This is a genomic window from Dactylosporangium sp. NPDC049525, from assembly GCF_040676755.1.
Lineage (GTDB): Bacteria > Actinomycetota > Actinomycetes > Mycobacteriales > Micromonosporaceae > Dactylosporangium.
Window position 1 is genome coordinate 16295 of sequence record NZ_JBFAPO010000086.1, and the last position, 19965, is coordinate 36259.

24 protein-coding genes are annotated in these 19965 nt (G+C 68.1%); 12 read left to right on the plus strand and 12 right to left on the minus strand.

What is annotated here, in order from left to right:
- The first annotated feature begins 104 nt into the window (after positions 1–104).
- Together AB0K00_RS53195 and AB0K00_RS53200 are read left to right on the plus strand one after the other, a co-directional pair.
- A complete protein-coding gene (locus AB0K00_RS53195; protein ID WP_363538516.1) occupies positions 105–2102 on the plus strand; it encodes a cell wall-binding repeat-containing protein in 1998 nt (665 codons plus the stop codon).
- A gap of 145 nt (positions 2103–2247) precedes the next feature.
- Entirely contained in the window at positions 2248–2385 is a 138-nt protein-coding gene (locus tag AB0K00_RS53200; RefSeq protein ID WP_363538517.1) for a hypothetical protein, read from the plus strand.
- Positions 2386–2669: 284 nt separating this feature from the next.
- Here the strand turns inward: AB0K00_RS53200 and AB0K00_RS53205 are convergent, their stop codons facing one another.
- Positions 2670–3440, minus strand: coding sequence for a DUF4184 family protein (locus AB0K00_RS53205; protein ID WP_363538518.1), 771 nt, complete (start codon positions 3438–3440; stop codon positions 2670–2672).
- Between the two features lie 9 nt (positions 3441–3449).
- Entirely contained in the window at positions 3450–4343 is an 894-nt protein-coding gene (locus tag AB0K00_RS53210) for an SDR family NAD(P)-dependent oxidoreductase (RefSeq protein ID WP_363538520.1), read from the minus strand.
- 66 nt (positions 4344–4409) lie between these two features.
- On the opposite strand from AB0K00_RS53210, the gene AB0K00_RS53215 reads away from it, so the two are divergent.
- From AB0K00_RS53215 to AB0K00_RS53240, 6 genes are all read left to right on the plus strand, one after another.
- A complete protein-coding gene (locus tag AB0K00_RS53215; RefSeq protein WP_363538522.1) occupies positions 4410–4838 on the plus strand; it encodes a helix-turn-helix domain-containing protein in 429 nt (142 codons plus the stop codon).
- Positions 4839–4897: 59 nt separating this feature from the next.
- Positions 4898–5401 carry a GyrI-like domain-containing protein gene (locus AB0K00_RS53220; RefSeq protein WP_363538524.1) on the plus strand — a complete coding sequence of 168 codons (504 nt, stop codon included), beginning with the start codon at positions 4898–4900 and terminating at the stop codon, positions 5399–5401.
- 255 nt (positions 5402–5656) lie between these two features.
- A complete protein-coding gene (locus tag AB0K00_RS53225; protein ID WP_363538526.1) occupies positions 5657–6028 on the plus strand; it encodes a metalloregulator ArsR/SmtB family transcription factor in 372 nt (123 codons plus the stop codon).
- Between the two features lie 441 nt (positions 6029–6469).
- On the plus strand, positions 6470–6613 hold the full coding sequence (locus tag AB0K00_RS53230; protein ID WP_363538561.1) for a tyrosine-type recombinase/integrase: 144 nt from the start codon (positions 6470–6472) through the stop codon (positions 6611–6613).
- 86 nt (positions 6614–6699) lie between these two features.
- Positions 6700–7122: a hypothetical protein gene (locus AB0K00_RS53235; RefSeq protein WP_363538528.1), complete on the plus strand. Its 423-nt coding sequence runs from the start codon at positions 6700–6702 to the stop codon at positions 7120–7122.
- Positions 7123–7457: 335 nt separating this feature from the next.
- Positions 7458–7583 (plus strand): hypothetical protein, encoded by a 126-nt coding sequence (locus AB0K00_RS53240; protein ID WP_363538530.1) that lies wholly within the window; start codon positions 7458–7460, stop codon positions 7581–7583.
- A 53-nt stretch (positions 7584–7636) separates the two neighbouring features.
- On the opposite strand, the gene AB0K00_RS53245 is transcribed toward AB0K00_RS53240, so the two are convergent.
- On the minus strand, positions 7637–8200 hold the full coding sequence (locus AB0K00_RS53245) for a hypothetical protein (protein ID WP_363538532.1): 564 nt from the start codon (positions 8198–8200) through the stop codon (positions 7637–7639).
- 159 nt (positions 8201–8359) lie between these two features.
- Between AB0K00_RS53245 and AB0K00_RS53250 the strand changes: the two genes are divergently transcribed.
- The gene (locus AB0K00_RS53250; RefSeq protein ID WP_363538534.1) at positions 8360–8611 is read left to right on the plus strand and encodes a hypothetical protein; all 252 of its coding nucleotides are present in this window, start codon (positions 8360–8362) and stop codon (positions 8609–8611) included.
- 607 nt (positions 8612–9218) lie between these two features.
- Here AB0K00_RS53250 and AB0K00_RS53255 read toward each other — a convergent pair.
- Both AB0K00_RS53255 and AB0K00_RS53260 read right to left on the minus strand, forming a co-directional pair.
- Entirely contained in the window at positions 9219–10148 is a 930-nt protein-coding gene (locus tag AB0K00_RS53255; protein ID WP_363538536.1) for a hypothetical protein, read from the minus strand.
- 1003 nt (positions 10149–11151) lie between these two features.
- Complete coding sequence (locus AB0K00_RS53260) at positions 11152–11565, minus strand: pyridoxamine 5'-phosphate oxidase family protein (protein WP_360394997.1); 414 nt, start codon at positions 11563–11565, stop codon at positions 11152–11154.
- A 412-nt stretch (positions 11566–11977) separates the two neighbouring features.
- On the opposite strand from AB0K00_RS53260, the gene AB0K00_RS53265 reads away from it, so the two are divergent.
- Positions 11978–12829, plus strand: coding sequence for a hypothetical protein (locus tag AB0K00_RS53265; RefSeq protein WP_363538538.1), 852 nt, complete (start codon positions 11978–11980; stop codon positions 12827–12829).
- A gap of 88 nt (positions 12830–12917) precedes the next feature.
- Here AB0K00_RS53265 and AB0K00_RS53270 read toward each other — a convergent pair whose 3' ends face one another.
- From AB0K00_RS53270 to AB0K00_RS53290, 5 genes are all read right to left on the minus strand, one after another.
- Positions 12918–13301, minus strand: coding sequence for a VOC family protein (locus AB0K00_RS53270; RefSeq protein ID WP_360102663.1), 384 nt, complete (start codon positions 13299–13301; stop codon positions 12918–12920).
- 111 nt (positions 13302–13412) lie between these two features.
- Positions 13413–14357 carry a M15 family metallopeptidase gene (locus AB0K00_RS53275; RefSeq protein WP_363538541.1) on the minus strand — a complete coding sequence of 315 codons (945 nt, stop codon included), beginning with the start codon at positions 14355–14357 and terminating at the stop codon, positions 13413–13415.
- Positions 14358–15094: 737 nt separating this feature from the next.
- Positions 15095–15520, minus strand: a complete 426-nt coding sequence (locus AB0K00_RS53280; RefSeq protein ID WP_363538543.1) for an integrase — start codon at positions 15518–15520, stop codon at positions 15095–15097.
- Positions 15521–15629: 109 nt separating this feature from the next.
- Positions 15630–15977, minus strand: coding sequence for a hypothetical protein (locus tag AB0K00_RS53285; RefSeq protein ID WP_363538545.1), 348 nt, complete (start codon positions 15975–15977; stop codon positions 15630–15632).
- Positions 15978–16181: 204 nt separating this feature from the next.
- The gene (locus AB0K00_RS53290; protein ID WP_363538547.1) at positions 16182–16685 is read right to left on the minus strand and encodes a hypothetical protein; all 504 of its coding nucleotides are present in this window, start codon (positions 16683–16685) and stop codon (positions 16182–16184) included.
- 141 nt (positions 16686–16826) lie between these two features.
- Between AB0K00_RS53290 and AB0K00_RS53295 the strand changes: the two genes are divergently transcribed.
- Positions 16827–16976 carry a hypothetical protein gene (locus tag AB0K00_RS53295; RefSeq protein ID WP_363538549.1) on the plus strand — a complete coding sequence of 50 codons (150 nt, stop codon included), beginning with the start codon at positions 16827–16829 and terminating at the stop codon, positions 16974–16976.
- Between the two features lie 341 nt (positions 16977–17317).
- Here AB0K00_RS53295 and AB0K00_RS53300 read toward each other — a convergent pair whose 3' ends face one another.
- On the minus strand, positions 17318–17725 hold the full coding sequence (locus tag AB0K00_RS53300) for a hypothetical protein (protein WP_363538551.1): 408 nt from the start codon (positions 17723–17725) through the stop codon (positions 17318–17320).
- A gap of 304 nt (positions 17726–18029) precedes the next feature.
- Between AB0K00_RS53300 and AB0K00_RS53305 the strand changes: the two genes are divergently transcribed.
- A complete protein-coding gene (locus tag AB0K00_RS53305; RefSeq protein WP_363538553.1) occupies positions 18030–19127 on the plus strand; it encodes a hypothetical protein in 1098 nt (365 codons plus the stop codon).
- A gap of 342 nt (positions 19128–19469) precedes the next feature.
- On the opposite strand, the gene AB0K00_RS53310 is transcribed toward AB0K00_RS53305, so the two are convergent.
- The gene (locus AB0K00_RS53310) at positions 19470–19793 is read right to left on the minus strand and encodes a hypothetical protein (protein WP_363538555.1); all 324 of its coding nucleotides are present in this window, start codon (positions 19791–19793) and stop codon (positions 19470–19472) included.
- Positions 19794–19965 lie beyond the last annotated feature (172 nt).

The following is a 19965-nucleotide window of genomic DNA, read 5'->3' on the forward strand; positions in this document are numbered from 1 at the left end:
GTAGGCTTCGGGTCCGTGTCCGGCGGGCGTCGTGCCCGCCGGGCAGACCGGGGGAGGAAGCGTTGACGTTCGGACTGACGCGGCGATCGGCCATGCTCGGTGCTGTGGCCGCCACGGCGGCCGTGACGGTGCCCACGGCCGTGCTGGGCCAGCAGCGGGCGGCACGGGCTGCCATGCCCGGAACGGCCGGCAAAATCACGTTCAGGAAGCCGGGGACAGGCGAGATCTGGCTCGCCAACGCCGATGGGACCGAGCCGTTTCAGCTGACGCTGGAAGCGAACGCGGGATCCGGCGACTGGGCGCCCGACGGCAGCCGCTTTCTCTACGCCGACCGGCTTGGTCCGGCCTCGCTGCGGCACGACCGCGACGGCTGGTTCGCATTGCTGGGGACCGCGGCCGCCAACCAGCAGACACACCCGGTCTACACCGCCGGCGGGCACCAGGTCATCTATGAGAGCTTCGGAAAGCTGTCGATCATCAGCGCCGGCGGGAACACGGGCTTCGGCGAGCAGCTGTTCAGCGTCCCCGACGACGGCAAGCACGACAGCATGGCCGCGACGGCCAACGACGGCACCATCGTCTACCAGCACCACGCTCCGGGCGACTATGAGCACTCCGACATCTACCGCATCGACGCCTTCACCGTCGTCACCAAAATCATCGACGGCGGATGGGCGGCGGACTTCTCCCCGGACAGTGCGAAGCTGGCGTTCGTGCGGACCGTGGCGGGCAGCAGCCAGATCTGGATCGCCGACGCCGACGGATCCAACCAGGTGCAGCTGACGACCCCGCAGAACGAAGGCGGCGCCGACAACCGCGAGCCGGCCTGGTCGCCGCAGGGCGACGCCATCCTGTTCACCAGCTATCAGGCCGGCGCGGCACGCATCAAGCGGATCGACCTGACCACCAGGGAGATCGTCACGGTCGTGCAGAGTGGCACCGACCCGACGTGGCAGCCAATCAACGGCAACACCATCGAGCGGGTCTGGGGGCAGACGGCGCTGGACACCGCGGTCGCCACCTCCCGATATAACTGGGCCGACCTGGGCACCGACGACGGCGTGCGCAACCAGGCCCAGGCCGTGGTCCTTTCCCGGGACGACGTCTACCTCGACGCGCTCGGCGGATCGGCGCTCGCGGTACACAAGCGGGGCCCGTTGCTGATCACGCCGACCGCTGGGCTGCATGCCTCGACCAGAGCGGAGCTCCAGCGCATCCTGGGCGCAGGCGGCACCGTCTACCTCCTCGGCGGCACGGTCGCGCTGTCGGCGAAGGTCGAAAGCCAGGTGCGGCAGCTCGGGTACCGGACCGTCCGGCTGTGGGGCGCGACCGAATACGACACAGCGATCGCGGTGGCCAAGGAGATCGCCCCCAAGCCGTCGGCGGTCATCATCGCCACCGCACTGCAGTATTACGACGCCCTCGCCGCGGGCGCGGCCGCCGGCGCGCACCCGGGCACCGTCATCGTGCTCACCAACGGAGACGCGATGCCTGCGGCGACCGCGGCCTACCTCAACACGCTCAACCCCGACTCGGCGATCGGCACGAAGATGATCGGCGTCGGCGGTCCCGGCGTCCGAGCCCTGGTCGATGCTCATCAGCGCAGGCTGATGCCGGCCTGGCCCGGCAGTTTCCTGTTCTGGCCCGTCTTCGGCGGCAACGCGTTCGACACGGCGGTCGCCGTCGCCGACTTCTTCTTCGCCGGGCCCAGCACCGCGGCCGTGGCCACCGCGACCACCTGGTACGACGCGCTGACCGGCGGCTCGATGATCGGCGCGAACCGCGGGCCGCTGCTGCTGTCCACCCCCGACGCCATCAGTCAGGTGACCCGCCAGTACTTCTCCCGCAACTCGGCGTCGCTGACGCGTGCGACGCTGTTGGGCGGCCCACTCGCACTCCAGGACGTCCTGATCGAACCGCTCGGCGAGGCGATCTCTCCGCCGGGCGGGTACACCTACCGGCAATACACCGAGCACTCCACCACCGCGAGCGCGTCGGCGAAGTCCATTACCGCCTCCGGTGCCCAGCGCCACGGGCCCGCCTCGGGCAGCCAGGCGACGATCCCCGGCGTCACACGGCAGCAACCCCAGCGGGCAGGCTGAGTCCGCCGCGGTGACGCTCGCCGAGATCAACCGACGCCACACCCGCCGCGCCGCATCCCGGCGAGCAACCATGTCGACGGTAGGCCAGGGCGTTGGGTACTGAAGGGGTGTCGGACCTGCACCCAACACCCCTCCACGAGGTTAGGTGCTCGCGTTGTGGGAGGCGGTCAGCGCGGCCGATCCGGACGTCGACTTCGTCGACGACGACGACGACGAGGCGACGCCCTGGGACTCGCTGTTCGGTGTCTGGACGATCGAACGGCTGATGCACCGGTCAGGGTGAGCGGGTGGCGGCGAGGTAGGCCAGGACGGCTCGTACGCGGCGGTGTTCGTCGGGGGCGGCGTGCAGGCCGAGTCACTGGAAGACGGCGCTCATCAGTCATGGATAGCTAGAGGCGCCACGCTCTGACGCTGCGATCGCGTGCACTTCTGCCGCCGGTCGTGTGCTGTGGCTCGCCGAGCGGTCGTCACGCTGTGTACGCCGCTGCGCCCTGCGTGTCTGAGCTTCTGGCGCGCTCTCGAAGCCGATGTGCGGACGTTGGACGCCAACCGATGCGTAGTCCCGGGCTAATCGGGTTCGGTCTTTCGGCGTTGCCTGGTCAGGACGGTCCAACAACCTGCGTACAGCATCGCGGCGATCAGGCCGCCCCCGGCGGCGCCCGTGCCGGCGAGGAAGACAATCCGGAGTAGTCCTTCACCATCGGGCGCGGGCAGCGCGGCGACAAGTCCACCTGCGATGCCAGCGAGCACGATGACCGCCCACGCCGTCCGTGCAGTCCACGCCGCAGGCTCGGAGGCGTGGGGAGCGACAGCTTGGTTTGCGTGCCACCAGCGCAGCAGCCAGGCGGCGATGCTGATCGCGCCGACGACGCCACTGGCGTACTGCGACCATTGGTAACCGGGTAGGCCGGCGTGCTGCTCGGCCAGCCAGCCAATGTGTCGAGATCCCCATCTCCCGGCGTGCGTGAACGCGTCCCACAGCGTGTGCGTGGCCGCGCCCACGGTCAGCGAGGCCACTGTCAGCACGATGCCGCGCACCCTTGTGGAGTGAGTTCGTCGCTGCGACCCGGTTGTGGCGAGTCGGCTGTGCACGGGCGTCGGTGACACGGCGACCAGGAACCGCGCCAGTACGGCATGCCAGACCAGGAAGGCCGCGCCACCGAGCACGATGTCCACGGTGACCGTACCGACGGGCGAGTGCGTCATGCCCGCATCGACCGGGACAGGCAGGTAGTACGGCAGGTCGGGCGCCATGCTGCCGATCACCAACGCGGATGGCACCAGCCCCCATCGGATGAGCGGCAGCACCGCAGCGGGATGGCTACCGGTGAACGGCACGTTGTCGCCTCATCGCCGCCAGCGTATGTGGTGCGCAGTTCCGGAGAACGGATCGGGACCGACGCCCGACCGGGCGAGCAGCCGCGCCGTCATCGCCAGCACCTGTTCGCCGTATGCGGGGTCACGGGATGCGGCGGAGGAGAGCACCGGCCGGCCCTTCGTGTAGAAGCCTCCGGTCGCGTTGTCCAGAGTGGGATCGCTGGCGAGCCTGACGGCGGTACGGGCGCCACGTTCGGGGCTGGACAGCAGAAACCGGGCCGGCCCCTGGAAGAACCGGAACGCGCCGCCGTTGCGTCCGAATCCGGTGGCGACGTTGCCGGGGTTGGCGGCGTTGACGGTGATCTCGCGAGGGTCGAGCCGGTGCGCGAGCGCATAGGTGAACGCGAGGTTGAGTAGCTTCGCGTCGCAGTACGCGTGCCATTGGCTGAACCGCTCCGGGTAGGACCAGTCGGTGAGCCGACGGCCGAGGCGCTCCACCGTGGACGACACGTTGACGACCCGGGCCGGCCGCGCGGAAGCGATGGCGCCGCGGCGCAGCACGGGGAGCAGCAAGGCGGTGAGCGCGGCCGACGCGACGTGGTGGACCGCGATCGTGCGTTCCACGCCCTCCGGCGAGAGGTCCCGCCGCGCCGACGCGCCGCCGGCGTTGTTGACCAGGACGTGGAGTCCGCCTTCCGCCACGGCGGTGACCTGCTCGGCCAGGTCACACACACCGGCCACGGAACCGAGGTCTGCCCACACCGGCACACCGTGCAGTTCGCGGGCTGCCGCCACAGCGCGTTCCTCGGTCCGGGCGTGGACGAGCACCCGGGCCCCGGCGCGGGCCAGAGCGTGCACGGTCGCCTTGCCCAGGCCTCCGGATGCTCCCGTGACGAGCGCGGTCGTTGCTGATGATGTTGCCATGCCTACGAGCCTCGCGACATCGGTACCGGATGACAACCAGGCACCTTCAGGGTATATAGGTACCTCGTGGATACTATCGCTGACCTGCGCCAGTTCGGCGGCGCGGATGTCTATCTGCGGTCCTGCCCGTCCCGTGGCGTGCTAGACGTGATCGGTAGCAAATGGACGGTGCTTATCGTCCCGGCGCTCATCGACCGTCCGCTGCGCTTCGGTGAGCTCAGACGCAGGCTCGACGGCATCACCCAGAAGAGCCTCACTCAGGCGCTGCGCCAACTGGAACGCGACGGCTTCGTCAGCCGGACGCAGTATCCGACCATCCCACCCCGGGTGGACTACGCGCTGACCCCCCTCGGTCACCGGGTGGCCGGTCTGCTGAGCTCCATCCGCGACTGGGCCCAGGACAACCTCGTTGACGTGCTCACCGCCCGCGCCGACTACGACTCCCGCCCCGCCGAACTGCCGGAACAGCAGCGAGGTCGCGGTGAGGCACCATGAACCCGATCGGCCGATGACGTCGGTCGGTCGCGTCGGGCAACGAATTCATTGGGGTGCATGTGGAGATCATTGCCGCTCCTGCGGTTGTCGTGCGGCCGGATCGGCACTGCATCGGCATTCGGCTGGTGACGCCGTTCCGCGGGATGTTCGCCGTGCGTGACCGGCTCATGGAGGAGTTGTACTCCTGGGCGGACGAACGGGCGGTCGCGTACGGGCATACCTTCTTCCGCCTCCACGTGGTCGACATGAACGGTCCCATGGATGTCGAGGTCGGTGTCATCACCGACGAGCCGGTCCAGGGTGACGATCGAGTCCGTACCGCAACGCTGCCCGCCGGCCGCTACGCGAGCCTGACGTATGTCAACCACGGTCGCCGCGCGAACGGCATGTTGCGCGACTGGGTTCAGGAGCAGGGGCTCACCCTGGACTTCACCACCAGCCCCGAAGGCGAGCATTTCGGCTGCCGGTACGAGGCCTACCTCACCGACCCGCGCTTCGAACGCATGAAGACGCGCTGGCACGTCGAGCTGTCCATTCGGCTGCTCGAGGAGCATGCAGAGTAGGAATGCCACCCGCCGCCGTCCCCGCGGTAGCGGCTCGGAATGCTCCGTGACTACGTCGGACGTGCGCACATCTGCCGCGGGCCGCTCGCCACGGTCAGCATGGTGATCAATGACCGCCACGCTGGTGACCTGCGGCTTCACCCCATCCGTGCCCAGACCCGCCGCCCAACTGTGCAACGTGGGACCCGGCCTCGCGGTCACAATCGGGGGTCCTGATCCCGGTTCCACCAGCCTATCGATGGTATTGGTGGAACGATGGAAGGCGTGGGAACTGCGACAACTACTATGCCTGCTATCTCGCCGCTTGCCGGCGATCCGATTGACCGTGCCGATGCTGAGCGGCTCGCGGGAGTACTGAAGGCATTCGCCGATCCAGCCCGGCTGCAACTGCTCAGTCTGATCCAGTCCGCTCCGGCGGGCGAGGCGTCCGTGAGTGACCTCACCGCGCCGCTTGGCCTATCCCAGCCGACCGTGAGTCATCACCTTCGGATCCTCACCGAGGCCGGCCTGCTCGAGCGCGACAAGCGCGGCGTCTGGGCGTACTACCGCCTGGTGCCGGCCGCGATCGCGGCGATCGCCGACCTGTTGACACCGCCCCGCAAACGGGCGACGAAGAGGGCCCGCTAAGCGGCACTGTCGAACGCCACGAGCGCGCCAAGCAAAGCGCGCCCAATCCACCAATTCCCTTGATCAGATGCGCGCCCATGCCGCTGCGGGGGCTCTGGCGTTCATCGTGGCTGGTGACACACCGTAATACATGGCTGTGTTCCCTGTCCCCCACGCCCGCCTCGAGTCCTCGGGTGAGCTTGTCCTTCGCGCCGCGGTGGCGACCTACCTCGGTCGCTACCGCGGCCAGAGCCGGCAGCACAGCGAGTCGCAGCCACCCGCCGACTACGTCCGCCGCCCACCGTCCCAGCCGAATCCCCGACGCTCGGACTCGGGCACCTGCAGTTCGAGGCCCTGATCACCACCGCCCGGCTGTCGACCAACCCGAACGACTTCGCCTTGGTCGCACTGCTGGGCCTGCTCGGACTGCGGATCTTCGAAGCCTGCGGCTCGAGCGTGCGGATGCCTCGGATGCACCCGCACAGGCTCCGCCATACGTTCGTCACGACCATGCTGGACGCCGGGGTCAGCCTTCGCGACGTCCAGATCGCCGCCCGCCATGCCGCCCCCGCACCACCATGCGCTACGACCGAGCACGATCGGTGATCGACCCGGCGGCGCCGGCGGTTTCCTGAACTGCCGATGAGCGGGTAGGTGACTATGGCCCTTCATCGGCCAATTACAGTGCATGCGTGAAGGTTCGTGCACGGTGGAATCCCGGCTGGTACAACCTCGATCAGTCGTTGAAGGTCGGCAACCGGGCGACATTTGGATTCTCGCGTGCCAAACCACCGGCAGATTACGACGTGGTACTCGCACACGATATGGGCGCCCCACGCTGCGACTGGAACTCCTGGTCGGCGACCGTGGAGTCGATCGAGCATGACCGGTTGGGCGTTGTTGCAGAGGTCGACACACGGCCGTTCGGCCAGTACACCTTCACCTTCGGTGACGGTCGGTGGGTGACGATCGAGGCCGAAGAGAGTCCGGGACACGTCGACGACGCGAGTCCGGGCTTCCCGATCGACGACTGCGATCCCGCCTGGGCGGGCAACTCGGGCTGGGCACTCACTGTCGTGTTCTCCGATGCCTTCCAGACACCCGGCACTGAGTAAACGTCGCTCGAGGCCGCCGGCGAGTCTGGAGGATGTTGATCGAACGCCGCAGCTCCCCGGCTTCCTTGAAGCCTGACAGCAGTGCGCGCTCATGCCGCCGAGAGCGCGTCCGGCGTCCCTGGCCAGTCGAAGATCGTCACGCTTCGTAGTACCTCGGCTGTCGCAATCCACCATGGCCGGCGCACACTCGTGCCGATGTCAGTGCATCCGATCGTGGCGGTGATGGGTGCCTGATTCCTCGCCATGCACGGTGGGTGTACAGCCGAGTAGGGCCTGGTTTGACGGCGGCCCGGGTCGGTGGGCAGCGACTACGTCACAGATATGCCCGTGGCAACGTGGTAGCCGCCTGGGCGTTGCACCTCGGCCGCCGGTTCCCGCGCCTCGAACAGCGTCGAGGTGCGCACAGCGCACAGACCGGCATCGAGGTGATCGCCCACCTGCCCGTCACCGCCGACACCTGACCGGCGCGCTGGCGCATCGTTCGGGTGCCGCCGGCGGTCACCCGGCCGTGCCGTCACCTCCCAGGCGACGATTCGACAACGCCCCTCCATACCAACACGACCCCGGTCGCGAACCAGAGCGCCGCGATCACGAGCAACGTCCAATGGCCGGGCCTGCGCTTCGACGCTACTGCCACACCGGCGGCGGGGCCGGTCTGCCGGCGGATCACCTCCATGAGTCGCTCGGTCTGCCGCACCGTCTTCCGCCACCGCCACCTGCCCTGATCACGCCGCGAATCCCCAGCCAGCACGGCCTCGACATCAATGGTCCGACCGGTAGCAGTCTTCAGATAGACGCGTTCCCGCTCGACCGCCCGCACCCCGACGATCTCTGTACGCAGGACGGTGTGGCTACTGAACGAGTTGTGGACGACCACCCAGTCGCCGTCCACCATGACAGAAGCAGACGGTCCCATGAAGTACCCCATGATGAAGAACGGGTAGCAGATCGAGCCGGCCATGAACACGTGTAGCCAGGACCGCGGGTCGAACACCAGGATGTAGGTCATCGCGGCAGCGGCCGCCGCCATGATGATCACCGGTGGTAGATCAATGCGCCGCTGCCGGTATTCCTTCATTGCCTGGCCGACCCCCCGAGCCTTGAGGCCGCTCGGCCCGCTCGGCCGAAGGACGCGAATGTCACCGTGTCGAGCTGATCGAAAACGTCCGCCGGATAGCGACAGTCGAAGACCGGCCGCCGACATGGAACGGCGGGGTGTCGACGGACCGGTCACCGGATGTCTTGTAGCACATCATGGCGTGCCAGCGGCCAGGTTTCCCGGCGCCGCGTCCGGTCGCGGCAGCGCGGACAGTTCCCGGTACGCAGCGAGTACCGCCGCGGTCCGCTCGGCAACCTCGGCGACCGCGTCCGGTCCGCCCGCGCCGCCGTCGTCCGCCCGCTGCGCCCGGCGCAGCACGCTGCGGACCTGCTCGGCGCGGTGCTGCTGATGAGCATGCTCGCCGGAGATCTCGGCGAGCCTGCGAAGTAGCTCGTCAACTACTCGACCTCCTCGCCACGATGGCGAGATTATGATCCGAGCCAACTACAAGAAGTCGACATAACCGACCAAATTCGATCTATCTCTTCGAGGCAAAGTAGCTATGGAGCTGGGGCACGCGCCAGCTGGTCGGCGGAGTAACCGCAGATTCTGAAGCAGAACGCGGACTGGCTGGAATGGTTGCAGGAGAACCTTGACCAAGCCCGGAAACCGCGCAGCCAGCAGGACTCGGGCTCTACGGGATTCGCCCCCAGGCTCGCGGCCTCATCATCATCGGTCGTGGTGAGCCGACAGCAGAGACGAACGCGAAGCGCAGGAAAGTTGTGGGAGAGCGCCCGAGCCGATGTCCGTTCGTACGACTGGCTGCTTCGAAAGGCCGCGACGCAGCGCATCGTGCAGGGCGTATTGGATGTCGACGAGCCAGACGATGATCCCTTCTGACGCTGCGCCGACCAGCGTGTGCCTGCAGGGCCGTGGCGGCGCAGGCCAAGGAGGGGCGGTCTATGGCCCGTCATGTGCCCGCGGGGCGGCAGTTGGGACCACGACGAACCCGGGCGATGATGGTCCTGATCTACTGCGGCCGGTGCCGACGTGGCGGTCAGCGGTCCTTGAGCGCCCGGCGCTCGGCTTCCAGGTCAACGGCCTCGTCAAATTCGAGTTCGCGGACAACCTGTCTGTCGGCCAGGCCTGGCACCACCGCGAGTTCGTCTTCGGCGAGGTGCAATCGACAGCGGAGGCACCGGAACTTGGACGGGTAGAGGATGAGTCGGGGGTAGTAATACTTGGTGTGGTCGTCGGAGTCGTCGCCGAGGTCCCAGCTGATGTCGGAGCGACCACTGAGCAGTCCAGTGTGCGAGCAGGCCGGGCAGACCGCACGGGTGCTGTCCTCGCCAACCGCGGTGGACGCGGTCTCGACTGCTGCGTCGAACGCTGCGGTGAATGTCTCCTTCGTCCGCTCGTCGAGCTGGCCGAAGCGCTCTTTGTGGTCCCGCGTGGCTTGGTCGATGCGCAGTTGCACCGCTGTACGCAGCTGGTCGGTGTGGCTTGTGAGGATCGCGGTGACGGTGCCGGTGTAGTCGGCCCAGAACGCCGCTTCGTCGTGGCCGATGGAGTTCAGCATCGTCTGCGCCGCCCGCAGCGCCGCAAACAGGAGCTTTTCGACGTCTTTGGCACGGTTTCCCGCGTGCGCGGCACCGTCGCGGGCGTCGATGACCAGATGGAGGTCACCGGTCACCTGGAACGAAGGGTTCAGGTCGGCGAAGCGTTTCAGAGCTTCCTTCGCTCCGATGGTCCGAACCTTGAGGTCGGGATTGACGTGCTTGGCGTGGCCGCCGAGGGCCAGCATGCTGTCGAAGGACTTGCCGTCAACAACGTAGAGCGGGTTCTGCTGGAACAGGTAGGCCTTGGCCAGGTGCTCCAGCATGACGCCGAGGTGTAGTGCGGTGGCCCTGGCGCGGCCAAGGTGGTGGGCACGGAACGAGTCGTGGCCGTGCTCTTGGGCGGAGGTGATGAACTGCTCAGCTTTCACCGGGGAAGCATACGAACAGACTTGTGGGCGCTGCGCTTTTCGGCGTGAACCCGCCCTGGTCTGGGTCAATATGCCGCCGCAGTGCGGCAGGTCATGCCGCGTTGCGAGCCGCAGATTGCGTCGGCCTCTGCCAACATCAGCGTGTTGGCGAACGAGGCGACCCGTGTTCGCAACACGTGCGGGGCTGCCCTCGTCCTTCTGCTGACGCAGCCAGCTGGCACTGCGCCAGTCTTTCGAACGAAGTGGCCGCGAAGCGTGCGGACGGGCTGACCGTCCTTCGAACGAGGGCCGTCTTCGTCCACTAGAGCGAGGGCGCAGGATCGCGCCGTCTTCGACAGCCGAAACGCGGCCCCAGGCGCACAGCCCTACCGTCGCTGAACAGGTCGAACACGGTCGAGGTGCAGGTCGATCTCCACGGCGGGATACATCCCAAAACTGCTCCCCCTGGGGCCGCTTGGCTATTGCGGCTGACCTGCCGATCGGCTAACCCGCCGGCATGCGTCATCGTTCCCATGTTCAGCATGCCGCCGGCGGGTCCCACCGAACATGGGAACGGACCGACGGACGCAGCGACGTCGCGATCATCAGCGGAACGTGGCAGCTTGCGTACTGCACACGGCCTGCCGCCTGGCGGGGGGCGATCGCCAGGTGTGGCCGTCGCTCAACGCCGAGCCGAGATTTGGGCTTGACGCAAGGCCGGCGCCCCAGCGCGATCGAACGGGTCTCCGCTTTGGCTACGTTGCGTAGTTGATGCCGTCAGGGAGCCGGCGCACACTCGTGCCGAATTCAGTGCATCCGATCATGCGCCGGATCGCCGCGATCATTGGCGATACACCCGGTTCCGGCAAGATCGATTGGCCAGCGCACTGAAGCTACTGCTGTTCGCCGCCTCGCCGGTTCCCTCCTTCGCACCAGCAGGCGACGGACTCATCGACGGTGGAGAACGTTAGCGTCCATGTAGTGTCGACGACGCGGCCGGGCTGCGCCTGCCGCTACCGGTCGATCACGGCTCGCCGAGATCCGAAGAGAGCCAATGCTCCGGCTCCAGCTCGATCCGGTACTCGCCCCGCGCGAACCTCACATACGGCTCGACCTTCTCCGGCACGAGATACCTGCTGGCAATCACACGGAGATCATCATCGCTCGAAGGCCCGATCACGCTGGCTCGTCCCTCGACCGAGACATAGCGCGTCGTGGGCGCCACCCGATCGACCATCAGTGAGAACCGACCAGCCTCGGCAATCAGCTTTCCCTTACGCGAATCCCGATGGGTCGAGACCCAGAGCGGACCGCCCGGGACGTAGTGGTACCAGATCGGGACGACCAACGGCCCACGGCCCGGGCCCGCGCTCACAGACAGTGCGGCAACATGCGGCTGGGCGAGAAACTCCTCGCGCTCTGGAATCGAAAGCGACATGAACCAAGGCTCCTACCCACCACCGACAAGACCTAGACTCCCGGCACCAAGGGGTCAAGATTCGAGTTTTCCACCGTCGTTGACATGTAGAGCCACCGGGAAGATCGACGAACGCCGTCAGCCACCGTGTCGACACTGTCCATGTCCGCATCGAGCAGGAGGCGCACCAGGATCATCGGTTCGGTGACAGTCGGTACGGATCGCCCGCACTCAAAAATATCACTCTTGAGGCACGGCCTCGCCGGCATCCTCATTTGCCGCCGTGCGGGCGCGTCATCACCACGGTCACAGCTGTCAGCATGGCCGCGCCCGCCGCCGGATGCCGTGACGAGGTGCTGATCGTCCGCGACCGCTGGACGCCGGCGCGCGAAGCGGCCGCATCACCGTCATCGCTCCGGAGAGTCGTTGCCACATGGCGATCAGGCGCTCCGGCATCATCTCAGTGTGCATGCCGGGCCGAGCACGGAAGGAGCGCGCAAGACCGGTAGATGAGTCGAACACGCCGAGTTACTGGCGCGGGGCGCGGGGAAGAGAACAGCGGATGGTGTCGGCCACGGTGGTGTCGGCCAGGAGGTGGTCCGTGCTGATGAAGGATGTCCGGGCGCCGGACGCGGTTCCGATGCTGTCGCGAGGCAAGCATCGCCATCCGGGCAAGGGTGCCTGCTTCATGGAACTGGCGTCGTTTCTGGCCGGTGGGCGGTGGAGCGACCATCCGGTCTGCACCCACCCGTTGCTCGCCGGGGTGGCCCGTCTCGTCAACGACAACACCTCCGATGCCGGCCGTCAGCAGCTGGCCGGCCTGGTCCCGTCGGTGATCGGGTTGGTCAGTGCCGACCTGCGCGTCGACGCGCGGATCGCGCTCCGGCTGGCGACGGCGGCGCTGCCGGTCGTGGCCGCGGAGCGGCAGTGCGCCATGGCGGTCTCCGTGCTGGCCTGTGATCACATGCTCGCCGTTCTCGACGGGCGGTCGCCGGACACGCTGGAGAAGCGCTCTCAGGAGGCGCTGGCGCAGGCTCCCAGGGCCACCCGGTGGGCCGGGAAGTTCACCCGTGGCGTGCCTGCGGCATCGGCGGCGGCCTTCCGCCGGCGGGTCGCGCCGCACGCCGTCCGCTCGGCGGTGGAAGGGGTCGCCGCGACCTGCACGCCGCATCGGGACCGCCTGCTGCGCGCGCTGCTCGTGGACGCGATCGAGGAGTGCGCCGCCTGGGTCGGGCGGGAGGAGGGGCGTCGCGACGCGCGGTCGTCCGGAGCCGGCCGCAGCTGAGCCGATCAGCTGGGCCGGCAGGTGGCGGCAGCGGTAGCGGTGGCTCGCGTTGCGGTGCTGCGGCCGTCCGGAGCGCCGGCGCCGACGGTCATCGCGGGTCGCGCCGCAGCGGGTGGTCGGCAGGGACCTCGACGAGCACGATCGGCACGCGGTCCGGGTCCTCGATCCACACCTCGACCAGCCCCCACGACTCCCGCTGGGGCTCCCGGAGGACCGTCACCCCCGCGGCCCGCAGGCGTTCGTACTCGGCCCGGACGTCACGGACCTGCAGCCACAACTGCAGCGGTCCGCCGGGCTCATCGTGCGAACCGGACACTTCGAGGAGCCCCTGGCCGAGGAAGAAGACCACGCCCGGGTGCTCGGCCGGTCCGAATTCACGGTAGATCGCCAGGCCGAGGATGTCGCGGTAGAAGCTCCGGCTGCGCCCGAAATCGGCCGGGCGCAGCAGAATGCGGCTGCTCAGTACCTCCACGGCTCGATCATCCCCGCCCTCCGGCCACTCCGCAGCGGATCCACGTGGTGCACGCGGCGACCGGTCGGTCGGCGAACGGGCAGGATGCTCCTCGCCGGTGCGAGGGTGTCGCTACGCCACCGGGAAGTCATAATATGTGCTTGGATACGGCTCGTTGTCGAGCGTGTAGTGCCACCATTCCTTCGGGTAGTTGGTGAACCCGCCTTGTGCCATCAGGCCGGTGAGCAGCGCCCGGTTGTTTCTCGCCAAGCCGCTCAGGCCCGCGGTGATCGTGTGTGCGAGTGGGTCGAAGCAGTCGAAGCCGGTTCCCATGTCGATGCTGCTGTCGGGAAACCGCTGCGCCGCCGGCGCGGTGCAGGGCAGGAGCGGTTCGCCCGTCCGGTAGGAGGGTTCCGCGCGCGAGGGGGTGGCGACCAGTGTCAGGTCCATCGTGCTGCCCCGGCTGTGCGCGGTGGGCCCGCCGATGTATCCGTCGTCGAACAGCACGGACTTGTCGACCTCGGGGTAGAACTCCGCCTTCATCCGCTGGTCGGCTGTCGTCGCCCAGTGCACGAAGTCGTCGACGCCCTGCTGGGGCCGGTAGCAGTCGTACACCTTGAGGCTGTACCCCTTGCTGAGCGCGGTTGTCTGCACCCGGTGCAGCGCCTCGGCGGCCTGGCGGGTGAGCAGGCAGCGTGGCCGCTGGTAGCCGGTGATCGGCCGGCCGACGAAGTTGTGGGCGGTGGCGTAACGGATGTCGGTCAGGATGCTGGGATCGATGTCGGGCAGCGAGACGAATCCCGGCGGGAGCTGAGCCGCGGCGGCCGTGGACGGGCTCGGCGGTGCCGGCGGGGACGTGTCGCCCGCGGCGGGCGGGGACGACTCGCGGGCCGGCGCCGGGATCGTCGGGGCGGGCGGCGGTTGCGTCGGCCGGGCAGGTCCGCCGCACGCGGCGATCAGTGTGCAGGTCACAGCGGCGGCCAGGACGCGGACGCAGTGCCCGGCACGCCGGCGTGCGCCGGCCCCGGTCGCCGCCGCCCGATCGGACGCTGTGGGCCCGCCTGTCGTGAGGTACATGCGCAGATTATTGTGCTTTGTACGGTGGTCGATGCCCGCGAGCCGCGCGGTCGGCGGCCCTCCCACCTGCCGCAGGGCGGTGCTGCCACCTGGTCGCTCCGGGCCGCAGCGGCTCGGGTGCTCGCCTGCGGTTCGTCCGGAGACCACGTTCAAGGCCCTGCGTGGAGTCAGCTGTGCTCGGGGATGCAGCCTGTGCGACACGTCCGCTACCTGGTCCGGATGAACACCTTCCGAACGGGCTGCCCGACTCGTAGTAGCGGTACGCGGCGGCGGCCTCCGCGAAGGGGAGACGCGGTCAATGACGGGCCTGAGGCGATGGGCCGCGATGGTGCGGTTCATGTCGGCGAACTGGGCACGGCTACCGACGGCCAGCGCACGACGGTGGCGCCGGTGCCGAACAGGAGACCGTGGTCGATCGCCGAGCGACCGCCGGAGGCGGACCCTACCAGGGCCCCAGCAAAGTCGGCTCGATGACGCCCGAAGTGTCGATCACTGTCATTCATGGACCTCACCATGACTGCCCAAGGGGGTACGGACAGAACTATTGATCAGGCGCTTAGACGTGCCCCGAGCCGAGCAACGACCGGGTCGAGTGGGTCGGTCCACATGATCAGATGCTCGCCCATGCCGCCTAGCAGGCGCGACGGGGTCGCCAGTGATCGTCACGCTCTGTAGGCCACCACGGTCGGCGGCGTCTTACGGGACGGCGCACACTCGTGCCGATGAGCGGTAGCCCGTCAGCCTCGCTGATGAGCCTCATAGGCGCGGATCACTCGGGCCGTGGGGTCCGCGCTTTCCGGCGTGCGCAAGCGGTCGGTCAGCAGAAAGCCGGGCAAGGAGAACCGAGCCGCATGCTCGCGCTCGGACAGCACGAACGTTCCTCCCCGCAGCGCTGACTGCCAGCCGTGTTCCAGGGCATAGCTGATGACCGCCCGTGCGTCGGCGGGTGCGGGATAGGCGCCATCTGTCGCACATGCTCCCCACGGTGCCGGCCAGGCTAGCGAAAGCAGATCCGCCTGGAGTGCCTGGCTGGTCTTGCCCGCGCCCCAGGCGCGAACGCGGATGCATCGGTGGCAATCGCCGCTGCCCTGCACGTGATGAATCTCCGCGCGCCACACAAAGGTCCGCGCGTCGACTCGTATCAGCCGCAGCCGTGTCCGCACGTGAGTCACCCCGTGGTGAATCTTCCCGTTCACGACGGTCGTCCGCCAATGTATTTGCCGACGGCACGAGCCGCGACCGGGTCGCCGTGATGCGCACGCTATGCCGCGGTCAGCGCGGTGATGTACCTCGAGGGACGGTGTAGCCGCCCGCCGGCGCCGGGTCGTCCACGGGCTGGGGACCGGTCGCCCTCCAGGAGTCCCAGCCTGGGTGTACGTCGTTGCGGGTCATGGACGCCGAGCGGCGTCGGTGCAGGCCATAGCTCGTCATGAGCAGGGCCATGCCGACCGAATCCATGATCCAATAGGTGTCTCCCAGCAGCTGGTCGTACTCGCCGGTGCGCGCCAGCACCAGCGTCGCCCATGCGTTGAACGCCCATGCGCCGAGGATCGCGGTGCCGCCCAGCATGATGAGGAGACCTCCGCCGACGCGTCGCACGACGTAGGCCAGCAACGCCACGCCGGCGACCGACAGTCCGATGGTGACGATCGCCAGCTCCTCGGCCCAACCGGTGAGATCGGAACCTCAGCGGCGCCATGAACGAATACAAGCTCCTCTTGATCACGTTTCACGCACATGCCGCGACCAGCGCGCAGCCAACCGCGTGCTGTTACGGTCCGTACTGGCCGTCCGTGCGTTCGCTGGCGACCACAGCATCGCCGATCACAGCGGCACATCCCGCAACGGAGGTGCCGCCAATACCGTCAAGATTGCCGCGCCCATGCCGGCAAGTCCGACATCCGCAGGCACCACCACCTCGTAGGTCCACTCGTCCTCAACCGGATCGGACGGAATGGGCTCCCAGCCGCCTCGCCCGAGGTCGGGATACCAGCGCTCCGCCCGCACCGATTCCTCCGTCGCACGTACGCTGGCATACCGGGCGGCACGCTGCCACGACCGATACGAGCGATACCGGCGTGGTGAAAGCTCCAGCAGCGGCCGGGCGTAGTCGCGCATCAGGGGCCACGAGGTGGGCCACGACACCTCGCGGCAGCGCGCAAGTGCTGCCTGGACGGTCCTGCCGAGCTCGCCCGGCTCGATGCCCGGGTAGCCATCCACGATGTCGGTGCGCTTCTCCTCGATACCGGCATGACCGCAGCGGTTCACCGTCCGCACAAGCAACCGGCCGTCGATCTCATACACCGCCGCCGTCCGAACCTCCAGCACACACCGATCTTCACATCCGTCCAACAGACCCACGGGCTCCAGGGCACACCGACGCCGCGTACGGATCTGCCGCGATCCGCTTGCCCTGGACCGGTGCGCCTGACGGGCCGGCGGGTAGGACGGACCATTTATGATCGGTCGGTGTTCGTCGAGGTCATCGGCAGACGTTTGCTACCCGACGACGTTGACCGCGACGACGTCGAGGACCTTCTCACGGCGGTGCTTGGCGCGGATGGTGAAGTGACTGGGGCCGGGGCCGGCCTGGGGGTTGGAACCTCGATGTCGAACTGACGGTCGAGGGTGCCGCTGCGGCAGGCGTGGTATTGCGGTTGGCGGTCGCACTGGTGGGGCAGGGGGCTCGGTTGGGTCGGGCTTCGCCCGGAGGGCGAGGGAGCTGGGATGCCGGCTCTGAGCTTCGTCGAGTGACCCGACCGCGGCGCGGCGGTATTCGCGTGGCTGCCGCATCCCTGGATTGGATGCCCGCATTTGCCGCGGGTCTCGCGCAACGGCCGACACGAAGATCGTCACGCTGTGTGGCAGCAGCTCGGCGCCACGGCGTACTTGTGCAGCAGACCGTCGTTGAGGCGCGCGGCCGGCGGCCCGGTTGGGTGGGGTGGGCCAGGCAGCGTATCTCAGCCGATAGCCGTGTCCTGCGAGTCCAGGTTGTCGCCAGGACCGGTGAGCCGGTATACGGCAGGACCAGGCTTCGGCGGCGGAGGTGAGGGATCGGGCCGTTGGTGCCCACACTCAAGGCGGTTTCCGTCGCTGTCGGCGACCCAGGCGCCCGCGCCGTTGCAATAGACAGCGATCGCGTCCGGGTAGTAATGGACGTCGAACGGTGCATGGGTCGTGGTGTTGCCGGGCCAGACCAGCGGTCCGTCGGCCCCGACGGCGATGACGGTGATCATCTCGTCCGGCTTGAGCCAGTAGTCTTCGCCCCACGGCTCCAGCGCAACGTCCGGCAACGCGCTGGAGCAGTTCGTGATGCTGAGCCGTGCCTCGTGTTCAACTGTCGCCACATCACGCCATCCGCGTTGCACTTCGCTGATCGTTGCCGGTAACCGTAGCCGTCGACCGACACCCTGCCTCGATATCGATGCGCACCGTACTCATGACCGCTTAGTTCAGGTGCGCGCTTATAGCCGCGATGAGCCTCCATCTCCGACCTTTTGCCAGAGCATTGGCAGATCTTGTTCACGTCAGTTGGCTGAGGTCGGGCCTTCGTGAGGGCCGCATCGTGGGCGCGGTGTTGGCGGAGTCAGCTGCCCGTCACCGTCCGACGGTCTGCACGGCGCTGATCACCGCAGGCGGTGGCCGCACCTTCGCGGGTTGTACTGTGCGCGGATGTCCCGAACATCGCGCACTGCGGTCGCCTTCGGGCTGACCTCGGTGGGCCTCGCCGTCCTCGGCCTGGCGGTCCTGCTCTACGGCACCTACATCGGAGCCCGGGACACCTACGTGATCCTGGCAGCCCGGGATGTCGGCGACCCCCTCCCCGCCGACGTGCTCGATGACCTGCTCACCGCCGCCGTGTTCGAAGCCATGCTGCCGGCGACCCTGCTGGTGGCGGGGGTGCTGGTGGGCGGAGGGCTGGCGCTGGCCGGCCGGGACGCCGGGCGCGCCGCGCTGGTATGGCTGTGCGGCGTCGGGTCTGTCGTGACCCTGGTGCAGTACGCCAATCGCGGGCGCCTGCTGGGCAGTTGGGACTTCGTCGTGCGGATCGGCCTACCGGCATGGGTCGGCGTGCTCGGCGTGCTGGTGGCCATGATCGGCCTGGCCGGGGCGGTGGTCAGCCTCGGCGTCCCGGCCGCCCGTCAGGCGTTCGCGGCGACCGGCACCGACCAGTCCGGCATCGAGCAGGCGGGCCGGGCTGGACCGCCGGCACCGTTGCGGGCGGCGGTGGCACGATTCGCGGTGGGCGGCGTGCTCGGTCTTGCCGGGGCCGTCTTCACCATCAGCGGCGGCCTGTCGAGCGGCGGCCTGGGCAGCGGCGGTCTGGCGGACTTCGCCAGCGCTGCAGGCCTCATCTTTCTGGCCGGCGTCGGCGCGATGGCTGTCACGGCCGCCGGCGCGTGCTTCGCGGCGTGGGTCGCCGGGCACGGCTGGCCGAACGGGGTACACGTCGCCCGGATCGCCGGGGTGCTGCTGCTGCTCCTGCAGGTGTTGTCCCTGTACTGGGCCACCCGTACCACCGCCAACGGCGTGCGCTACAGCTCCCTCCTCGACAGCGACCTCAAGCTGATCGGCACGCTGATGCTCGTAACCGCCGTAGCCGGCATCACGGCCACCCTCGGCGGGTTCGCCGGACTGGCCGACCCGCGCAGCGAGCGGTTCCTGCGACCGGCCAGCCGCCGCCCGTATCAGGGTCGGCAGTCCTGGACGGCGGCCAATCCACGGCCTGCGGACGATCCGGCGCCGGCGGGCGGCTACACCGTTCCTTAAATGTGGCTGCGCTCAGGCGTGGCAGGCAGCAGATGCTGCAACGGTTTGACGGCCTCCACCGTACCGGCGAGCTCCGGAAGCGCATACTCATCTGCCGCTGGTCGGTGCGACACGAGGTCGCACGTTGTAAGTAGTCCGTCGAATGGAGGTTCGGCTTGACGTCGAAGACGTAACTTCGGTCAGGGTCCTGGACCGATCCCGCCTCTGGCGTGCTTGGCTGGTGACGGCTGGGTGCGAAGCCTGGAGGGAGCCCAAGGATGCCTGGTCTGGCCGGGTGCCACAGATGCGGGAAGACCGGAAGGGGCTTTCTGCCGCTCCTGCATCCTGCGCAGACCGTTGGGTTCAATCTCCGCTGAACACGAGTTGCCCATAGACTTCCTGAGCACAACGGGCCGCCATCGTCCGTAACCGCATCAACCCGCGCTGCTCAGGACCAGCTGTCGCCTCTTCCAGCAGCAGATCGATCTCGTCGACAAGCTGCGCCATATCGCCGGGTCCGAGCCGCAACTCGCCGTGCGGATCCACCCCGCCGAGCAACGGAAGGCCCGTTCGCCCACTGCGAAGCAGGCGGTCGAAATCCCCAGCAGCGTCGAAGGACCCACCAGCCGGGTCCGGTAGCGCTCGAACCCGCTCGTCCGCCAACCGCAGTTCGACCTGAATCCCCACACCGTCAGGATCCCCGATGCTAGTCAGCGGTGCACGCATCTGCCGCGATCAGGGCGTCGATCTTCCTGTCGGGCTACCGGATCTGGCTCCCCTCTTTGTCAAGCGGCGCGGATGGATCGTGGCTTATGGTGGATGTCGGCGGGTCCGGGCAGTGACTGTTCCGAAGTGTTGA

What these genes read in the sequence shown, in the direction of transcription:
- AB0K00_RS53245 (WP_363538532.1), bottom strand. Translation starts at nt 8,200, where the DNA reads ATGAAGGAATACCGGCAGCGGCGCATTGATCTACCACCGGTGATCATC.
- AB0K00_RS53275 (WP_363538541.1), bottom strand. Translation starts at nt 14,357, where the DNA reads ATGTACCTCACGACAGGCGGGCCCACAGCGTCCGATCGGGCGGCGGCG.
- AB0K00_RS53250 (WP_363538534.1), top strand. Translation starts at nt 8,360, where the DNA reads ATGTCTTGTAGCACATCATGGCGTGCCAGCGGCCAGGTTTCCCGGCGC.
- AB0K00_RS53225 (WP_363538526.1), top strand. Translation starts at nt 5,657, where the DNA reads ATGGAAGGCGTGGGAACTGCGACAACTACTATGCCTGCTATCTCGCCG.
- AB0K00_RS53305 (WP_363538553.1), top strand. Translation starts at nt 18,030, where the DNA reads ATGTCCCGAACATCGCGCACTGCGGTCGCCTTCGGGCTGACCTCGGTG.
- AB0K00_RS53230 (WP_363538561.1), top strand. Translation starts at nt 6,470, where the DNA reads ATGCCTCGGATGCACCCGCACAGGCTCCGCCATACGTTCGTCACGACC.
- AB0K00_RS53260 (WP_360394997.1), bottom strand. Translation starts at nt 11,565, where the DNA reads ATGTCGCTTTCGATTCCAGAGCGCGAGGAGTTTCTCGCCCAGCCGCAT.
- AB0K00_RS53265 (WP_363538538.1), top strand. Translation starts at nt 11,978, where the DNA reads ATGGCGATCAGGCGCTCCGGCATCATCTCAGTGTGCATGCCGGGCCGA.
- AB0K00_RS53210 (WP_363538520.1), bottom strand. Translation starts at nt 4,343, where the DNA reads ATGGCAACATCATCAGCAACGACCGCGCTCGTCACGGGAGCATCCGGA.